We start from the raw sequence: 17,698 nt of genomic DNA, 5'->3' as shown, positions 1-17,698 counted from the left end.
AAGCAGTGCCAGACAAACTGTGCCAATGAGACAAAATAAAAAAACAGGGTTTTATGGAGCCCCAAGGAGCTCAAGGGCTTTTTTGATGTATATATACGCCTTTCGCATGTGTATGAAGGCCCTAACGTCCGCTGCAGTTAGATTTGGACAGTGCTCTTCAACCCAGAGGTACTCTTTCTTCGCGAGGACAAGGAGGTCTTTTATCCTTGCGAGGGTCTCGTTGTCGAGGTTCTGGGCAGAGCTGTTGTACAGGACGTTGAATTCCTCAAGCGTCCTGTGGTACCACTGGTAGTATATGTAGGTCAGAGCTACGAACGACACCTGAGCCGTTCCCTGCCAACTGCTGGCGGTTTTGACCACCACGGTGAACTCAACCCCAGTTGAGTTGACGTTTCCAGCGGCATCATACGCATAAACTTCTATGGCGTGATGTCCCTCTCCCAGGGTTATTTTTGCCGTGTAGTACTCGCCATCGAATTCTAGGGTGATCCACGTTGAGCCGTCAACCAATGCCATGACCTTTTCAACCACGTGATCGTCACTTGCCCTAACTTTGATTTCTGTGACGTTCTGGTAGTAGGTCGTGTTCTCCGGAGAGATTATCTCAACTTCCGGCGGCTTCGTATCAGACGACACCGTTAGGGGCAGATAGTCAACGTTGTTGTCATCTATGACGTAGGGAACGTCGCAGAAGCCGTCTAAGTTCTTGTCCTCGCAGTCCTTAAGCTCGCTCCAGTAGTTTCCGCCGAGTAAATTGCCACCGAGGATGTTCTTGCCTTCCCTTTTCGTGACGTTCCAGTGGTTGGTAACGTTGCCAAGAACCTTAACGTTCCTTGCGTTGTCGAAGTAGTTGTTGTAGATCAAGTTGAACTTGGAGTTGCTAACGTAGACTCCAAGGCTGTTGTTGATAACCAAGTTTGAAAAGATTACATTGCTTCTGCTTCCAGGTCTCAGGTAGATACCAACACCGCTGGAACTTATCGAGTTCCCCCACACGAGGTTTCCAGCCGAGCCAGTGTCGAGCTCCACCCCTGAGCCCTTGGCGTTCTCCAGGGTGTTGTGCGAAATTGAGGAGTTTACGGTGTCCTTCAGGTAAACGCCGTCCCCGGTGAGGTCTTTAATGGTGTTGTATGAAACTTCAGCTCCCCGTGAGTTTCTGACGTCTACCCCCTCAGCGGTGTTCCCGGTTACGGTGTTTCCGGAAATCCTGATCTTGGCTGTGTTTTCCGCGTAAATTCCCGCCAAAAGCCAGCCCTTCAGGTTGAGGTTCACCACCGTGACGTTTTCTACGCTCTCCACCTTCACCCCGTAGAGCGCCAATTCTTTCCCGCTCAGCGTGTGGTTTCCTCCATCGAGGAGGACGTTGCTCGCGTTTATGAGTACCGCGTATTCCATCGAGAGGTTCTCCCCGTCGGTTTCAAGCCTGTAATAGCCGGGCTCGTTAATGATTATCGGGAACTCTCCACCTATAGGCTCTGGTTTGAACTTTATCAGGGGCAGATAGTCGTAGGTGCCATAGGCTATTTGGTACGGCTCGTCCCCTATTCCGTCGAAGTTCTCATCGGTTCCGTGGTATCTCTCCCAGTAGTTGCCCCCTATTAAAGGTCCCCCGACGATGTTTCTTCCCGGCCTTACCGTTGTATTGAAGGAAACGCCACCCAGAGTGTGGGACATGTAAACGTCCCGGTAGTTGTCAAAGTAGTTGTTATAAACCGTCACTTCTTCAGATTTCTCAGCGTTTATCGTCAGGCCGTATGTGTTGTTAACCAGCCAGTTGGTGTGAAGTTCGACATTCTCTATGCTCCTTGCTCCCAGAGTCAGCCCGTAGTAGTTCTCCGCAAAGAGGTTGTTCGAGATAACCCCGTCCCCCATGCCCTGGTAGGGAACCGTCACTAAGAGGCCGTACTTCGAATTTCTAACCTCGTTGCCCGTTACATTGAAGCTGCTGAGGTCATCTTTGCCCCCAATGTTTATCCCTGCCTCTTCAACGTTGTGGATAATGTTCTCCGCTATGATGACCTTCTCGTGTTTGCTCGGCGAGATGCACAGTCCCCAGGTGGCATTGCTTATCCAGTTGCCCTTTATTGTGGCTTTACCGTAGGCTTTGACGTTTATGGCGGTGTTAGAGTTTTTGACCTCTGAGTAAAGAACTTCAACGTCCTGAGCAGTTACGTCAATTCCCGTGAGCTCGTTCTCCACCTTTGCCCCCGAAATCTTCACCGAGACGGGCGAATAGAGCCTTGTGGGTTCTGCGTAGACGTCTATACCCGTCATGGAGGAGTTGCTCTCCACCTTTGAGACAACATCGACGTCGAGTAAAGTCGCGTTCGAGTACACCAGATGGAAGCCAAACGACAATAGCGGTGTGCTCTCGTTGACGATTTTTTCTGAGACGGGATCCTGGTAGGAATAATACACCCACTCCGCGCCGTGCTCCACGCGGGTGTTTTTGATTGATGCGTTCGACCTCAGGATTGCCACTCCCCAGCGTCCTTGAAAGCTTGAGTCCTCGATGGTGACCCTTGAATCTATGGCCAAAAGTGGCAGGTCTGTGAAGGCAACGTCAAGGCCTTTAACGGTGAACGTGCTGTTAACGGCTATTACCTGACCCGCGTTGCTTATCTCCACTCCCTCTTCGTTTTCGAGGTAAACCAAAGGCCTGCCGTTAACGGTGTTGTCCTCGACCCTTATGTTCCTCACCAGCGGCACCTCTGGTATGAGAAGTCTGTCGATGAAGGTTGAGCCGTAATCCCCAGTGATGGAGAGACCGTTGTTGACGAAGGTGTTCCCCCTGACTATAACCTTCTCAACCCTGATGTTCTTTCCCGTCCTGACGGGGAGTCCAAGGATAACTCCCCCACGGGAGTTGTTTTCAACCCTGTTGCTGGTAATTTTTACATTTTTACCGTTCCAGACGTGTATTCCTGCAAGCTCGTTTTCGAGAATCTCGTTGCTCGTTATCTCCATCCCGGTACCGTTGACCGCTATCGTAGCAATCGGCGAGTATCCTACGTTTATCCCGGGGAGCCAGGGGTAAGGACGCTCAAAGACTGGCACTGCATAGAAGTAGTAACCGAAGACCGGGTCGTAATAGTATTCGCCGCTCCATCCGAGGAGCCTTTTTCTCATTACCGCATCGCTTATCTCGTTCTTAGTTATTCTGCCGTTTTCGATGTTGAGAGCAACAATTCCTCCACCTGAAGAGGACATTTCGTTGTTACTAATATCAAGTCCCTCAACCCCACTGGCAAGCACCGGAATCCCAAAGTTCTCCGAGAACCTGTTGCCCTCAATTAGGACATCCTTCGAACCCTTAACCCCAATAGAGGCGTAATAGTTCCCGTTAAAGCTGCTCTCCGTTATTCTGACTCCACTTGAATCCTGGACGTAGATTCCGGCGATGCTCTCAAGCTCTTTAGCATTTATTCCCATTATCTCAACGTCCGAGGAACCTGACACAATAACAGGCGTTGCCCTGGAATTCTGAAACTCCAGCCCCTCAATCCTAACGTTGCTTGAGTTAACCACAAACACCTGGCCTGCATTGTTTATGAGGACGTCTTTCGCATTCTTCACCATCAGCACAGGCCTTCCGTTCACGGTCGTTTCCTTTACCTCAAAATCCGTAAAGTAGCCGTCAGTGCCAATCGTGGAGATGTAATCGTTAACGAGAACGTTTTTCTCTAGCTCATCCCTGGAGCGGAGGTAGATACCAATTCCAGCGTTATCGTGGATGTAGTTTTCCCTGATCGTGTTGTTCTCACCTTCGATGTCTATTAAAGCCCCGATATAGCCGAGGGGGGCGTGGTTTCTGGCCATGTCAGCTATATACTCGCAGGACTCGCAGAAGGGGAAATACTCCAGAGTGAGTGGTCCGATACCGTTCCCGAAGAGCTCGTTGTTCTCTATCAATGAGTTGGAGACGTTGTGGAGGTAAAGCCCTATGCCGTGGAGGGGGAAGCTGGGAATTGCATAGGCTTCTACTTCCTTTCCGTTTGGCAGGGTGTAGGGCACTTCCTCATAGGTATCCCTGTTGTCAGCTATTAAGTTGCCCGAGATGGTCAGGTTCTCCGCCGTTGATATTGCTATTCCCCACGTGTTGTTGGTTATCTCGTTTCCTGAAATTGTTACGTTTGAGGTAATGCCGATCCAGTAGTCAGAGAGACAGTCCATATCACACCCGAGTATCCCCTCATGTTCCCTGGCTTCGAGGATAATCCTAGATATGTTCATCTCTCCGAGGACAACTACTCCAAACCTGTTGTTCCTCACCGAGTTGTTTATGAACCCGACCCTCTTTGATGCTACTATAGTCACTCCCTGCGTGTTGTTCACTATTTCGTTGTTTACGAGCGTTGGTCCTACTGCCATTGGGAGCTTATCGAAATAACCCACTTCCCTAACTGCCGGAACGGAAGTTAATATATAGATGCCCAGGTATGACCTTCTCACAGTGTTATTGGCTATGAGAAACGGGACCGTAACATTGCCTCCCGCTGTTACACCATAGATATGTACACTTATAACGTTGTCCTCGAAGGTGTTCTCCACGAGACCTGAGAAGGTTGGCAGGGCATCCCTTAAATACCCGAAGAAGTCCCCTTCCACTATCCCTGGGTCCGATACAACCGGCCCGGCTATTGCGATGCCAACTATCGTGTTTCTTATGGTGTTGTTGTACAGGAGGAAGTTCGTCTTCTTCCCGGGGAGTATACCGAACGTAACGTAGTGGTTGGAGTAGACCACCTCCAGGCTTGGGTTCATTATGTCCTCAACGGTATAGCGGAGTCCACTTACCCCCGTGTCCACCCCTACGTCCCAGCCGTCTATCACGAGGTTTCTTATCTCCTCTTCCATTGCGAAGGTCTCGAAGCCTTCAACATAGACCGCCGAGAGGGCCAGGGGAGGTCTTTCTTCCATGGGGATTTTTAGAGTTACCGCCCTCCCGTTCCCGTCTATTATTACGCCTTCTGAGTAGATGGCTATGCAGGATAAACCCGCGTTGTTTCCCTCGTTGTCAAAGTTGACTGGTATAAGCTGGCTGACATCGTTCACGACTATGTCGTTTGCGAGTTTGTAGTAGCCACTCTGGGTTATCATGGTGCACTGGGTTATGTAGCACGGGTTATCGGGCGTGCACTGTTGCTCTCCCTTCACAGGGTAAAACGTTCCCATAATGCTAAATACAAGGAGCATTCCAATGACAAAAGCCTCCAACCTTCTCATACCCCTCCCCCCTTTAGGAGCGGGAATGGATTGAAATAACGAAAGGGAACATTACTCATTCCTCCCGTTCTCTCCAAGGGCCTTCTCAAGCTGGAGAACAAAGAAAGCCTCCTCCGCGCGGAGGACTCTAACTACCGTTTCCTTATCGATACCCGTGTTTCTGCTTATGTACTCCACGAGCTCCTTCTTGATCTCCCTGAGCATTTTCAACCCCTCTTCAGGGGGACGTTGAGGAGCACGAGTCCCACCAAAGCTATCCCCGCAAGCCCGAGGAAGATTGGATTTTTGCCGCTTTCTTTGTAGGGAAGCTCGTACTTTATGGCGCCGTTTTCGAAGCGGACGTTCTTTGCATCTCTGGGTAAAGTTACCGTTATCGTCTCTATCAGCCTCCCCTGGCCGTTGAAGAGTGGCTGAACGGCTGTTAGAACAAGGGTATTTCCAGTCTGCGTTGAAAGGGTGAGGTCGTTCCCCATTTTTACCTCCCAGTAAGAACCTTTGTTGACTGCAAAGCCGAGGAGCGTGTACGTTGCCCTTATCTGGTTGTTCGTGTCGTCCCACTCAATCTTCATGTCCTCATACTCCACGTCGCTCCTCTTGTTCTCGAACTCCCTCTTGAGCATGTACGTTGTCGGGTAGGCCTGCTTCATCTGAAGGTAGAGGTTTGGGGTGAACTTCCAGGTTTCCTCGACCTTGGCGTTCCCGCTTTCGTCAACGCTAACCCTCATAGTACCGTCTATCTTGTACTCCACTATCTTTATCTCCTGGGCGACCGTTAACGGCAACAGTATCAGGAGGAAAAAGACTATCAACTTCCTCATCCCCATCACCCCAGCTTAAAGGTGCTTACCATGTATTCTCCCAGCTGGTTGTACTCGTTTTTGCCGGCTGGGAAGTCGTAAACGACGGCGAAGCCGACTCCACCCGCTGTAAAGTACCTCGCAACCGCCGAGTAATCTCCGTAGCCAGTGTCAATCGTGTAGAGGACGGTATACGCTGTTATCCCGGCTATGCTTGCCTGCGTTTCCTGTCTCTCCTTGATGGTCATCTCGGCATCTGCCACGCTGTCCTCGAATGCCCTGACCATGTCCTCAACGCTTGCCCCCTGCGAATATAGAACGATGAACTCGAATTCTGTGTCGGGGCTGAGCAGATAGACGTAGCCCCCATAGTCTTCAGGAGCGTCCCAGCTGGCCGGGTAATCAAAGGAGAAGTAGTTCCCATGGTAAGTGTTCCACTCTCCCGTGTTCCCTGTTCCTCCGCCCGTTTCTCCAGCCCCTCCACCGTTGCCTTCATTTCCACCGCTAGTTCCTCCGACTCCACCACCGGTACCGCCGGTCTGTAGGCTTATTCCCCACCTGGTAAGAACGTCCGCTGGAAGCTCCGGGAGCTCGGGCGGGACTATTCCATTGGATTGCATCTCAGCCACGTCCACTATGATGTACGGCCCCTGCATAGCTTCCTGCCAGGTTTGGATTCCAGCTTGAATTGCCTCCTGGAAGGAAACTCCCTCGTTTATTACCGTGGCCTCAACAGGAATCAAAGCTCCGCTCGGCAGTTCGATGAGGGGAAACGCATGCCCTGGTATGAAGACGACGTAGCTCTTCAGCCCCTGGGTTGTCGCAAGCGTTGCGAACCATATCGCCAGGTCGAGACAGGTTCCGCTCTTGTCCCTTATGACGTCCCTCGGATACATAACGTGCTGGGCCGCTTTGGCAGTCCAGTAGGAGTTCGGCTCCGTTTTGTAGGAAAAGCCGTTCATAAGGGCCAAAGCCCATATTCCGCTGAGGCTTTTTATCGCCTCATCGTCGCTCAAGCTTGCCCCCGCACCCCCGGCCAGCCTGTTTCCCATATCGGCAAATTCCCTCACAACGGGGTCTGTGGTAGTTACCCACGCCGCTATGAGCGGGGCGTTGCTGAAGGTGTCGTAGAAACTGCCCGTGCTCTCCTCTGGAGGAAGAGAAGAGAACACGAAGTCGTGGATTCCGAGTATCTGAATCGGCCTGGTTATCTCCTCGGTTTTTCTTTCGCCGTTCGCCTCGTACTCTACGGTTATCCTGAGGTTTGAAGGCGTTGGCATCGTGAGCTTGGTCACCTCGCTTGATAGAATGGGGTAGTAGAGGTCAACTATCGTCCCGCCGGGAACGAGAACGGGATAGCTTCTCGCAGTTTCGGGGGCGTAGTTGTCTATGGAGTACCTGATCTTTATGTTTTTCAGCGCTCCGTCGCCCGTGTTCCTTATTACCACCTTTGCCACCCAGAAGCCGAGCTCCGGGTTACCGTATGCCTTGTAGACTGCAGACATTACCTGCTCCTTCGAGTAGACCTTGTACTCCAGCTTTCCCTCTCCCCCCTTCCCGAAGGCTCCGGTATAGCCGACCATGGAAACCACGAGCAGGAGGGCGAGTATAACCGAACCTGCAACTCGCGGATTCATGGAACCACCCGTTTAAGAATAGGCCTCGAAATACTTAGCCCCTGGGTTTGAGAAAAGCCTTCAAACCCGGGGGCGGGTTTATAAGGAATCGGGAAAACCAATTGTTAGGTGACCCAAATGAAGACCGAGAGAGCCAAGGAGATACTCCTTCAACTTTTGAAGATACCGTCTCCGTCTGGCCAGGAAGACAGAATCATGCTCCACATCATGGAGTTTTTGCATAAACTCGACTACGACGTTCACATCGAGAGCGACGGGCAGATAATAGACCTAGTGGTTAATCCAGATGCCGAGCTCTTCTACGAGGTTCACGTTGATACCATACCGATTAGAGCCCAGCCCTTCGTGAGGGGCAACATAGTCTACGGAACCGGTGCGAGCGACATCAAAGGCGGCGCCGCTGCTATACTCCTCATGCTTGAGAACCTCCGCAGAGAAGGGAAGGAGCTCAACGTCGGCATAGTCTTCGTCAGCGACGAGGAGCACGGCGGCAGGGGTTCTGCGCTCTTCATGGAGCGGTACAAGCCGAAGATGGCCGTTGTCCTTGAGCCCACGGATTTGGAGGTGCACATCGCCCACGCCGGCAACATCGAGGCCTACTTTGAGGTGGACGGCAAAGAAGCTCATGGCGCCTGTCCGGAGAGCGGCCTTAATGCTATAGAGGAGACCTACAAGATGCTGGAGGAGATGAAAAAACTTGAGCCGTTTAAGGCCAAGGGGAAATACTTCGACCCCCACATAGGCATACAGGAACTAATCTGCGAGAACCCGGTTTATCTAATCCCCGCTCTCTGCAAGGGCCGGCTTGAGGCGAGGCTTTTGCCCGACCAGGAAGTCGAGGACATACTCGACCTGCTCGACCCGATATTCGACGAGTATACTCTCAAATACGAGTACACCGAAATATGGGACGGCTACGAGCTTGAGCCGGACGAAGAGATAGTTCAGCTCGCCAAAAAGGCGATGGAAGTTACCGACATAGACGAGTTCGGCGGAATGAGGAGCTGGACCGATGCCATAAACTTCATGTACAACGGAACCAGAACCATAGTCTTCGGGCCGGGCAACCTCGACATATCGCACACGAAGAACGAGCACATCGACGTGAGGGACGTCGTTACTGCCAGCGAGTTTCTGAAGGCGCTGAACGAGATTTACGGGAAGGGCGAGTGAGCTTTACTTTTCCCTTTTTGAGCCAAGGTTTTTTAAGCAAGACCCTCCGCCAGTTACTGGTGGGGGTTATTCCTCGCTCTCCTTTTCCTCCTTCTTGTCCACCCAGAAGCGCCTCGTCCTTATGAACTGCCTCTCCCGCTCCATGAGGGCTACGATTAAGGCATCTCCCTTGTACTGTGCAAGAATTCTGGCGGCGGTGTCTGGCCCCGTCCCGTAGCTGGCTAACGCTAAAACAGCCTCAAAGCCATAGGAATCCACCAGATCAGCGGCTTTCAACAGCTTCCTGTAGGTTCTCTCCTCTTTCCGCTCCAGCGGCCTCCCGTGGCGAACTTTCTCCAGAACGGGAAGAAACTCTTCCGCGTCGATAGGGTGGGCAACGGCGAGCATCTTTGAGCCGCAGCGAGGGCACTGCCTCAGGTCCACGTTCTGCAGTCTAATCGCCCTCGTCTTCGCGTGCCAGCCGCAGTTGGTGCAAACTAAAATGACCTCGTGGTCGAGCAATCTCTCCCTGAACAGTTCAAGTATCTCGTCCCTCTCCAGGACGCCGGAGAGCAGGAACTCGCCGCCGACGGTCATGTTGAGCTTAGCCAGAGTCGAAGGCTCCCTCCTAAGCTCGGTCTTCACCCTGAGCGAACCTCTCTTGAGCATCTCAAGGACCAGCTTCCCCTTCCTCACGTCCACCTTGTCGTGGTAAAGCTCGTTGAGGGTTTCTCGCTCAATAACCGTCCCCTCGAAGAGCCTCTCGATTCTCCTTATCTTCGCGTCCCTTCTAAGGGCGCCAAAGCGCTTCGCCACGTTCAGCATTCTCCAGCGATATGCGTGCGAGTCCCTCAGCGCGCGGGAAACTATGAACTCCAGAGTTTCGGGCTCCCGGTAGAGGTAGCCCTTCACCTCCTCGGGGTTCAGCTGGAACGGGGTCTTGAAGACTATCGCGTGGCCCTGCGAGCGGACCGAAAAGACCCTGCCGTAGCGCAGAATCAGGAGCGAGTGAACTAATCTCCCCAGAGCCTCGTTGGCCCTGTTCCCGAAATCGGCGTGGATGATTAAGGCTTTCGGCGTGCTCTCGACGACGATGTCGCGGTCGGTTGAGAATGGCTCGTCCCTGATTTCCCCAAAGGCCCTCCTCAGCTCCACCTCGCTGAACTCGACCCCCTCCAGAAGCTTGAGCCCCTTCTCGAAGTCGAAAGCCAGCTTCCTCTTCAGCCGGCCGACATCGAGGGCAACGCTGAAGGGAACGGGGATCATCTCGCCCTCCCAGCTCGGTATCGCGCTCTCCAGGCTCTTGCTCTCGCGAACCTTCAAAAGCCTTGCCTCGTCGTCTATTTTGAGCACTATCCAGCTTTTGCCGGACATCACGAAGTCCATGCCCTCCTCCAGATCCATGATAAAGCTCTCGTCTAAGCGACCTATGACGTGCCCGCTTCCAGCATCGAAGACCCTCCACGAGACCTCGTCCGGTATCGTCGAGAGGTTCTCGTAGTAGTACTGGAAGGCCCCCCTCCTCAGGTAGAGAAGGTTTTTCTCCTCGTCGTAGCCTATCAGCCGGGCATCCTCCAAAACGCGGAGAACGTCGAGGTAATCGCTCCAGCTCAAATCCCTGTAAACGTAGGCCCGCCTCGCTATCTCGTAGGGCCTCTCGCGCGGGAGTTTCTTGTACTCAATGAGCAGGCCGACGATGAAGTGGGCCAGAACATCAAGGCCGCCCATCGGCTCGACCGCCTCAAAGCGGCCTTCGAGGGCGTGCTTCGCTATGACGAGGCTCTGGATGTAGTCCTCGACGTTGGAGGTTATGATGTAGCCCTCGCTGACCTCACCTATGCGGTGCTTGGCCCGACCGACGCGCTGGACGAGCCTGTTCACCTGGCGGGGGCTCATGTACTGGATCACGACGTCCACGTCACCTATGTCTATGCCAAGCTCCATCGAGGACGTGCAGATTAAGGCTTTGATTCTGCCCTCTTTCAAAGCTTTCTCCGCCTTAATTCTGGCTTCCCTCGAAAGCGAGCCGTGGTGGACTTCAACCGGTTTTCCCCAGGCCTTGAGGCGGTGCGCCAGAATCTCCGCGAACTGGCGCGTGTTGGTGAATATGAGCGCCCTTCCGTGCTCCTCAACTATCTCCCAGAGGAGCCTCAAACGCGCCGCTATCTCCGGAGAGAGGCTCAGCTCCCGGGCGAGTTTCATGTCATCTTTAGTAGGAGATGGATAGAGCACGCGGAAGCGGTAGTTCTTCCTCCAGCTCGGCTTCACTATAGTATCAGCTTTCAGCCACTCCCTCACCTCCTCCTCGTTGCCTACCGTTGCCGTCATGCCTATCCTCCTGAAGTCCGCTATCTCGGCCAACCGCTCAAGGCCGAGGAGGAGCTGGGCACCGCGTTTGTTGTCCACGAGTTCGGCTATCTCGTCAACAATCACGAACTTGACGTTCTCAAGATGTTTCCTGAGCGACTTAACCGTCAGAATCACGCCCAGCGTTTCAGGGGTAATTATAAGCATTTGAGGAGGGTTCTTCACCTGCTTCGCCTTCCTGTAGGCCGAGGTGTCGCCGTGCCTCACCTCGACGCTTATCCCGAGCCTCTTCCCCCACCATTGAAGTCTCTCAAGCAAATCCCTGTTAAGGGCCTTGAGCGGTGCTATGTAGAGTGCCGAGATTGGTTTAAGCCCCTCTTCAAGGATTTCATTGAAGACGGGCAGAACAGCCGCTTCTGTCTTTCCCGAACCGGTTGGGGCTATGATCAGAACGCTCTTCCCGGAGCTAATCTCCCTGAATGCATCCTGCTGGAGACGGTTGAGCTTCCCGAAGCGTTCCCTGATGGCCTTCCTGAGGAGGGGGTGCATGGTTTAAGGAAGAATCTTCACCTCTTGAACTTTACTGTGTCCCCAAAATGTTAAGTCGAGTTTTCATTTCGTTGATTGTGTTTTCCGGGAACCGAAAAACTCAAAATGTGAGCAAAGCATTGGTGGGTAGTGTGTACCACATTGAGCCGATGATAATGTACCGCTGAAGAAAAGTTAATAACATTCCTTTTCTTCAACTTCTTCAAGGTGTGATGAATGGCCGTCAGCGTGAGGAATTCAGAGGGTGTAAGGCTCCTTATAGAGGAAGTTGCCAAGGCCGTTGGGGTCTCCCCAAAGGAGCTCCTTGAGTATTACGAGTGGAAGGCCAACCTTGAGAAGCTCAAAAAGACCCGAACAAAAGTGACGAAGGAAAAGGCCAAAAAAATCATTGAGGAGTGGAGTAATGAGGAACCTGCAATGAATGAAGAGGACGCAGTCAGGCTTTACTACGAGGCCAGGGAGGAGATAAGGAAATGGCAGAGAATAGAGAAAAAGCTGAAGGAACTCGGCCTCGAATAGTCATTGACACTTCAGTTCTAATAGCTGCACTCCTTTCTCCGAAAGGCCATGCTTTCGACGTGGTAAGACTTCTTGCAGAGGGAAAAGTCCGGCACTACTATTCAGGTTCAACTAAAAGCGAGTACTACAGGGTAACAGCGTATCCAAAAGTTGCCAAGCGAATTCCGCCTGCAATCTCACGGATAAGAATCGACGCCGTTCTGGCAATGTCCACAAGAGTAGCCATAAAAAGATCTTTTAAAAACTCAAAGGCCCTCCTTGAGACGGTTTATGATCCGAGGGACGTTCCATTCCTCGACGTGGTCTACAACTCAAAGGCTGAGTTCCTGATAACATATGATCGAAAACACCTGCTGAAAATTAGGAACAAGAACAAAAAATTCAAGTTGGACGGCCACGAATTCTACATCCTCACTCCCAAAGAGTTCCTAATGATGCACAATAAAGAATAAAACCTAAAGCGCCAAAATCCCTAACTCTTCGTTCCAATATTATCCAATATCCACCCACCCCTGCCCTAAAGGACGAGGCCTTCGGGAGAATGTCCCGATTGAGGTGAGCACGAGCACAAGAGCATCTCCAAAGCGTTCATTAATGGCCTAAAACCTCTCGTTGAGTTTCTTCAAGTACTCTCCCACCTCTCTCGCTCTCTCCCTGCCGAGGATTCCGGCCAACCTCCTGATATTACTCAGACATGCATCCACCCATCTTCTGGTTTGTCCCAAGAGTTTATACTCCCTACCGCTAACTTTATAAGCGATATATCGTCCGATACATCGGTGATGGAAAGTGATGGTTGAGAGAAAGGGCGAAACCTACGACCTGAGCTATGCAAAAAAGGCGATGCTCGTCGTTGTTATCCTCCCGCTCCTCGTCATGTACACCGAGGCGATGCTCACCCCAGCGCTGCCCACCATCCAGAGGGAGTTTGCCATAAACCCCAACGACGTCAGCTGGATTCTCACAATCTACCTCCTCGTCGGAACGGTGAGCGTGGCTTTATTTGGAAAGCTCGGCGATATGTACGGCAAAAAGAAGATGTTCTTGGTTGCTTTGGGATTTTACACGCTCGGCGTTATCCTCAACGGCTTTGCACCGAGCTTCCAGTGGCTCCTCTTCACGAGGGCGATACAGGGCTTCGGCATGGCAATATTTCCCCTCGCCTTTTCCCTCGTCCGTGAGGAGTTCCCCCCGGAGATGGTGCCCCAGGTTCAGGGAATGATAAGCGCCATGTTTGCAGTGGGTATGGTTATTGCGCTTCCTTTGGGTGCCTACGTTACCCAGAACTGGGGATGGCGCTGGACGTACCACTCGGCGGCGCCTTTTGCGGTTTTGATGTTCATCCTCGCCTGGAAAATCCTCCGTGAGAGCCGTTACGTGAATCCAGGGAAGATCGACTGGCCCGGCGTTCTCTTCCTGATTTGGGCCGTCGTGCCGGCTCTGGTTGCCGTGACGAGGGCACCTACCGTCGGCTGGAAGGCGGAGGAAACGCTCCTCCTTTTTGCGGTCTCGCTAGTCGGTGCCTTTCTGCTCCTCCTCTGGGAGAGGAGAGCAGACAACCCGCTGATACCGCTCGACATAATATCCTCCAGAAACCCGGCCATAGTGAACCTCGGCATAATGTTCGCGGCCTTCGGCATTTCCATGATGAGCCAGGCCAACACCTACATCTTCCAGATGAAGCCGCCGTACGGCTTCGGCAAGACCATACTCGAAAGCGGCATGCTCATGACCCCTATGGCCGGCGTCATGCTCATCATAGCTCCCCTCGCCGGCAGGATAATGCCGAGAGTTGGGGCAAAACCCCTCGCCATAACCGGCGCATTGATAGCAAGTTCCGGACTTGGGATACTCGCGAAGTACGCCCCGAACCTTCCGCCGAACCACCTCTGGGCCTTCGTTGGTCTGATAACCTACGTTGGCGCGGGAATAACGCTGATGAACATCTCGCTCATAAACGTGCTCGTCTTCAGTGTCCCGCCGAGGGTCATGGGAATAGCGACGGGAGCGAACAGCCTCTTCAGGAACTTCGGCTCCACCTGGGGCCCTGCAATAGCGGGCACGATAATGAGCACCTACTACATCCTCTTCCACCCGCCGGGTGCTCCGAGCTGGGTGCAGATAAAGGTGCCAACGACCAAGGCCTACGAGGTGCTCTTCGGGACTTCAGCCCTCGTCTACCTCTTCCTCGCTCTGCTGAGCCTTGCCATCGTGGAGGTTATGAAGGGCGGAAAGATACATGAGGTCGAAAATGAAGGGGAGAGGGAAATAAAGGTTAGCTGATTTCTTTTTTTGTCCCTTTTATTCTCCCCGGTATGCCCTAAGGTACAGCTCCCTTATCTCTTCCGGCTTCGGCTCAACAGGGTTGAAAGCTATAAGCCCGTCGCGGTAGGCTTTTTCTGCCATCTCCTCGACCCTCTCGGCGAAGGTCTCCTCATCAACCAGCTCGCCCAGCTTTGGAACGCCGAGCATCTCGTTGAGTTCTTTAACCACTTCAATGAGGTCTTTGGCATTCTGGAAGCCAAGCTCCCTCGCTATCTCCGCGTAGCGTTTCCTCGCGTAGTCGCTTATCTCTGCGTTGAACTCCATCACGTAGGGAAGGAATATCGCGTTGAGGAGTCCATGAGGGCCAATCCACGCTGCCTTGTGGCTCATCGCGTGGCATAGGCCAAGGCGCGCGTTGAGGAAAGCAATGCCTGCCATAGTTGCCGCGTAGTGAACTCTTGCCCTTGCCTCCTCGTCGCCTTTGACCGAGAGAGGAAGCCACCGATAGACGGTCTTTATCGCCTTGATCGCCATGGCGTCGCTGAAGGGGTTGGCAACTTTCGTCGTGTAGGCCTCTATCCCGTGGACGAGGACGTCAAGGCCGGAATTCCTCGCGATTTCAGGGGGCATCGTTCTTGGCAGGCGGGGATCGAGTATGGCAACGTCGGGTGCTATCTCGGGGGTGACTATGTTGTATTTGACGCCGCCTTTTTTCAGCACACTCGCCCCGGAAACCTCGCTTCCGGCTCCGCTCGTTGAGGGTATCGCTATCAGCCTAGTCCTCAGCCTGGGGACCGGCTTCGGCTTCGAAAACCTGTCTATGAAGGCTATCTCCTCGAAGTTCAGCTCGGGGGCATCGTAGAAGACCTTAAGGGCTTTCGTCGTGTCGATGACGCTTCCTCCACCGAGGGCAACCAGAAGGTCTGGTCCGAACTCCCTCACCTTCGGCAGAAACTCCTCTATGACCTCGACGCTTGGCTCCGCCGGAAGGCCGGCTATCGAGAAGACCTCCGCTCCGGACTCTTTCACGTAGTCCTCGGCCTCGCTCAGGAAGCCGTGCCTCTTCATCGAACGGGAAGCTAGGATAAGAACGCGCTCGTGCCCCCTTGCTTCCATCTTCAGCGTTTCAAGGGAGCCCTCACCCTCGATGAGTCTCGTTTTCAGCCAGAACATTGGCATCACCGGTGAAGATTGTGCGCGGAGGCTTTTAACGTTCTCGGAGAAAACCTGAGGTTTGAAACCTTTCGGTAAGGAAATTCTTTAATTTTTGCCGTTTTAGCTTATATTCGATGCTTGTGAGGGGCAAGATTATCGGCGAGAAGGTTACCGCGCCCTTTGAGATTCTAAAGACCGGAGATGGCATCTCCCTTAGGGTCGAACTCTTAGGCAAGCCCTTTGAATACTCTACGGGCTGCTCCTGTCTGGAACCCCTTGAGCTTCTCGGCCTCCTCCTGCCGGCCATAGAGGAAGAAATCGGGGAGATAAAGGGCGTTTTTGTTGAGGAGGTCGTTGAGGAAAAGAGGTCTCCCTTGGAACAGCTTAGAGGGATGCTCTGGGGAAAACATTTTATTGGTTGATGGCTAAACTTTAATCGGTGATGCCATGCCCCTCTCAGCGAGGCGCGTTCAGCTCATGATAACCTACCCCCACCTGAAAAGGTTCTTGAAAAAAGCTCCTTCAATCGATGAAGTTAGGGAGATTTTGAAATCCGTCAAGGGCGAACTTAGCGGTGAGATTCTCAGAGAGAGGGATGAGGAGTGGAGGTAGCGTTTTTTGATACCAGCGCGCTTGTGAAACGTTACCATATCGAACGCGGAAGTTCTATCGTTAACGAGCTCATGGAAACTTATGTCGTGGCTATTTCTGAGCTGGCCATACTTGAGATGACGTCGGCACTAAACAGGCGATTTCTTAGTGGGGAACTCACAAAACGCAAGCTTGATTGGGTTCTTGAAAGGTTTTATTCTGATCTTGAAAACTATGTGGTCGTTACAATCTCAAGCGAGACCATAAGCCTTGCGACCTCCCTTGTTCTTAAACATGGACTTAAAACCCTGGATTCCCTGCAACTTGCATCTGCTCTAAGGATTAAAGATGAGGCCTCGGTTTTCGTTACATTCGATGAAAAATTGAAAACCGCCGCGGAAAAGGAAGGTTTCACGGTTCTTCCTTGAACAGCCTCTTCAAATTCCTCTCGAATGGTGGATAAACGACGCCCTGATCCGTGATTATTCCGGTGAGATACTTGTGGGGCGTGACGTCGAAGGCCGGGTTGTAGACGTCCACATCGGGGGCAATCTTACAGCCACCGCAGGTGAGGACTTCCTCGGGCTTTCTCTCCTCTATGGGTATCTCCTTTCCGCTCTTGAGGCTCATGTCAATCGTTGACAGCGGCGCGACCGTGAAGAACGGTATCCCGTGCTCCTTCGCCAAAACTGCCAAAGTGTAGGTGCCAATCTTGTTGGCGAAGTCCCCGTTGGCCACTATCCTGTCAGCGCCAACTATTATCGCGTCAACCTTCCCCTGCTGCATCACAAAGCCGGCCATGTTGTCGGTTATCAGCTTTAGCGGAATGCCGTCGTAGTGGTACTCCCACGCGGAAAGCCTCGCGCCCTGGAGGACGGGCCTCGTCTCGTCCACCCAGAGGAGCTTCAGGTTTCCGTCCCTGTGCATGACCCTGAGGACAGCTCCAACGGTTCCGAGCTGGACGGTTGCCAAGCTTCCCGCGTTGCAGTGGGTGAGAACGTTCCCCTCAGGCAGGGCTTCGGCTCCGTAGTGCCCCATTCTGAGGTTGGCCTCAACGTCTTCGTCCGCTATCTTCTGCGCCTCCGTGACGATGAGCCTCTTAATCTCGTCGAGCGGGCTCTCAAGGTTTTCCTCCACGAGCTTCTTTATCCTGTTGAGGGCCCAGAAGAGGTTTACAGCCGTCGGCCTCGTGTTCTTGAGCCTGTCGTAGGCCGAGTAAAATCCGTCCATGAACTCGTCCTTGGTTTTGGCCTTCGTCGTGTCCGCGTAGAGAGCTAAACCAAAGGCGGCGGAAGCCCCTATCGCCGGGGCACCGCGGACCTTCATCGTGACTATCGCTTCCGCGACTTGGTCAACGGTCGCCAGCTCTATCGTCTTGAACTCTCCCGGCAAAAGGGTCTGGTCGATCATGATAACCTTTCCCTTCTCATACCTCACGCTCCTCGGAAGCCTCGTGAGTCCCTCAGGTCTATACCTTATCTCCACAGTCATCACCCCAAA

14 protein-coding genes are annotated in these 17,698 nt (G+C 52.9%); 7 read left to right on the top strand and 7 right to left on the bottom strand.

Features of this window, described 5'->3' with window-relative positions; translation table 11 throughout:
* Window positions 1–51 precede the first annotated feature (51 nt).
* From E3E25_RS06730 to E3E25_RS06715, 4 genes are read right to left on the bottom strand one after another with little or no spacing between them, the layout of a single operon-like run.
* Window positions 52–5,226, bottom strand: coding sequence for a NosD domain-containing protein (locus tag E3E25_RS06730; protein WP_167892346.1), 5,175 nt, complete (start codon window positions 5,224–5,226; stop codon window positions 52–54).
* A 51-nt stretch (window positions 5,227–5,277) separates the two neighbouring features.
* Window positions 5,278–5,430, bottom strand: coding sequence for a hypothetical protein (locus E3E25_RS06725; RefSeq protein ID WP_162840162.1), 153 nt, complete (start codon window positions 5,428–5,430; stop codon window positions 5,278–5,280).
* Between the two features lie 2 nt (window positions 5,431–5,432).
* Window positions 5,433–6,050: a hypothetical protein gene (locus tag E3E25_RS06720; RefSeq protein WP_240910750.1), complete on the bottom strand. Its 618-nt coding sequence runs from the start codon at window positions 6,048–6,050 to the stop codon at window positions 5,433–5,435.
* On the bottom strand, window positions 6,050–7,660 hold the full coding sequence (locus tag E3E25_RS06715; RefSeq protein WP_167892345.1) for a cysteine protease: 1,611 nt from the start codon (window positions 7,658–7,660) through the stop codon (window positions 6,050–6,052). The genes E3E25_RS06720 and E3E25_RS06715 overlap by 1 nt, the downstream gene beginning before the upstream one ends.
* Before the next feature lie 117 nt (window positions 7,661–7,777).
* On the opposite strand from E3E25_RS06715, the gene E3E25_RS06710 reads away from it, so the two are divergent.
* A complete protein-coding gene (locus E3E25_RS06710; RefSeq protein WP_167892344.1) occupies window positions 7,778–8,833 on the top strand; it encodes a M20/M25/M40 family metallo-hydrolase in 1,056 nt (351 codons plus the stop codon).
* Between the two features lie 66 nt (window positions 8,834–8,899).
* Here E3E25_RS06710 and E3E25_RS06705 read toward each other — a convergent pair whose 3' ends face one another.
* Window positions 8,900–11,668 (bottom strand): DEAD/DEAH box helicase, encoded by a 2,769-nt coding sequence (locus E3E25_RS06705; protein ID WP_167892343.1) that lies wholly within the window; start codon window positions 11,666–11,668, stop codon window positions 8,900–8,902.
* 216 nt (window positions 11,669–11,884) lie between these two features.
* On the opposite strand from E3E25_RS06705, the gene E3E25_RS06700 reads away from it, so the two are divergent.
* The 3 genes from E3E25_RS06700 to E3E25_RS06690 all read left to right on the top strand — a co-directional run bounded on the left by E3E25_RS06700 (window position 11,885) and on the right by E3E25_RS06690 (window position 14,470).
* Window positions 11,885–12,187 carry a hypothetical protein gene (locus E3E25_RS06700; protein WP_167892342.1) on the top strand — a complete coding sequence of 101 codons (303 nt, stop codon included), beginning with the start codon at window positions 11,885–11,887 and terminating at the stop codon, window positions 12,185–12,187.
* The gene (locus tag E3E25_RS06695) at window positions 12,142–12,639 is read left to right on the top strand and encodes a putative toxin-antitoxin system toxin component, PIN family (protein ID WP_167892341.1); all 498 of its coding nucleotides are present in this window, start codon (window positions 12,142–12,144) and stop codon (window positions 12,637–12,639) included. Before E3E25_RS06700 ends, E3E25_RS06695 begins: the two co-directional genes overlap by 46 nt.
* 340 nt (window positions 12,640–12,979) lie before the next feature.
* On the top strand, window positions 12,980–14,470 hold the full coding sequence (locus E3E25_RS06690) for an MFS transporter (protein WP_167892747.1): 1,491 nt from the start codon (window positions 12,980–12,982) through the stop codon (window positions 14,468–14,470).
* 18 nt (window positions 14,471–14,488) lie between these two features.
* Here the strand turns inward: E3E25_RS06690 and E3E25_RS06685 are convergent, their stop codons facing one another.
* A complete protein-coding gene (locus E3E25_RS06685) occupies window positions 14,489–15,625 on the bottom strand; it encodes an iron-containing alcohol dehydrogenase (RefSeq protein WP_167892746.1) in 1,137 nt (378 codons plus the stop codon).
* A gap of 116 nt (window positions 15,626–15,741) precedes the next feature.
* On the opposite strand from E3E25_RS06685, the gene E3E25_RS06680 reads away from it, so the two are divergent.
* Genes E3E25_RS06680 through E3E25_RS06670 form a run of 3 tightly spaced genes read left to right on the top strand, consistent with a single transcriptional unit; the run spans window position 15,742 to window position 16,626 of the window.
* Window positions 15,742–16,029: a hypothetical protein gene (locus E3E25_RS06680; RefSeq protein ID WP_167892340.1), complete on the top strand. Its 288-nt coding sequence runs from the start codon at window positions 15,742–15,744 to the stop codon at window positions 16,027–16,029.
* Between the two features lie 25 nt (window positions 16,030–16,054).
* Window positions 16,055–16,219 carry a hypothetical protein gene (locus tag E3E25_RS06675; protein ID WP_167892339.1) on the top strand — a complete coding sequence of 55 codons (165 nt, stop codon included), beginning with the start codon at window positions 16,055–16,057 and terminating at the stop codon, window positions 16,217–16,219.
* A complete protein-coding gene (locus tag E3E25_RS06670) occupies window positions 16,210–16,626 on the top strand; it encodes a type II toxin-antitoxin system VapC family toxin (protein ID WP_167892338.1) in 417 nt (138 codons plus the stop codon). The genes E3E25_RS06675 and E3E25_RS06670 overlap by 10 nt, the downstream gene beginning before the upstream one ends.
* Here the strand turns inward: E3E25_RS06670 and mtnA are convergent.
* Window positions 16,610–17,683 carry an S-methyl-5-thioribose-1-phosphate isomerase gene (gene mtnA, locus E3E25_RS06665; protein ID WP_167892745.1) on the bottom strand — a complete coding sequence of 358 codons (1,074 nt, stop codon included), beginning with the start codon at window positions 17,681–17,683 and terminating at the stop codon, window positions 16,610–16,612. The genes E3E25_RS06670 and mtnA overlap by 17 nt on opposite strands.
* Window positions 17,684–17,698: the final 15 nt, after the last annotated feature.

The organism is Thermococcus sp. MAR1, from assembly GCF_012027305.1.
Classification (GTDB): Archaea; Methanobacteriota_B; Thermococci; order Thermococcales; family Thermococcaceae; genus Thermococcus.
This window is presented reverse-complemented; position numbering and strand designations above follow the sequence as displayed.

What these genes read in the sequence shown, in the direction of transcription:
- E3E25_RS06690 (WP_167892747.1), top strand. Translation starts at nt 12,980, where the DNA reads ATGGTTGAGAGAAAGGGCGAAACCTACGACCTGAGCTATGCAAAAAAG.
- E3E25_RS06675 (WP_167892339.1), top strand. Translation starts at nt 16,055, where the DNA reads ATGCCCCTCTCAGCGAGGCGCGTTCAGCTCATGATAACCTACCCCCAC.
- E3E25_RS06710 (WP_167892344.1), top strand. Translation starts at nt 7,778, where the DNA reads ATGAAGACCGAGAGAGCCAAGGAGATACTCCTTCAACTTTTGAAGATA.
- E3E25_RS06695 (WP_167892341.1), top strand. Translation starts at nt 12,142, where the DNA reads ATGGCAGAGAATAGAGAAAAAGCTGAAGGAACTCGGCCTCGAATAGTC.
- E3E25_RS06705 (WP_167892343.1), bottom strand. Translation starts at nt 11,668, where the DNA reads ATGCACCCCCTCCTCAGGAAGGCCATCAGGGAACGCTTCGGGAAGCTC.
- E3E25_RS06720 (WP_240910750.1), bottom strand. Translation starts at nt 6,050, where the DNA reads ATGGGGATGAGGAAGTTGATAGTCTTTTTCCTCCTGATACTGTTGCCG.
- E3E25_RS06700 (WP_167892342.1), top strand. Translation starts at nt 11,885, where the DNA reads ATGGCCGTCAGCGTGAGGAATTCAGAGGGTGTAAGGCTCCTTATAGAG.
- E3E25_RS06730 (WP_167892346.1), bottom strand. Translation starts at nt 5,226, where the DNA reads ATGAGAAGGTTGGAGGCTTTTGTCATTGGAATGCTCCTTGTATTTAGC.
- E3E25_RS06680 (WP_167892340.1), top strand. Translation starts at nt 15,742, where the DNA reads ATGCTTGTGAGGGGCAAGATTATCGGCGAGAAGGTTACCGCGCCCTTT.
- E3E25_RS06685 (WP_167892746.1), bottom strand. Translation starts at nt 15,625, where the DNA reads ATGTTCTGGCTGAAAACGAGACTCATCGAGGGTGAGGGCTCCCTTGAA.
- E3E25_RS06725 (WP_162840162.1), bottom strand. Translation starts at nt 5,430, where the DNA reads ATGCTCAGGGAGATCAAGAAGGAGCTCGTGGAGTACATAAGCAGAAAC.
- E3E25_RS06715 (WP_167892345.1), bottom strand. Translation starts at nt 7,660, where the DNA reads ATGAATCCGCGAGTTGCAGGTTCGGTTATACTCGCCCTCCTGCTCGTG.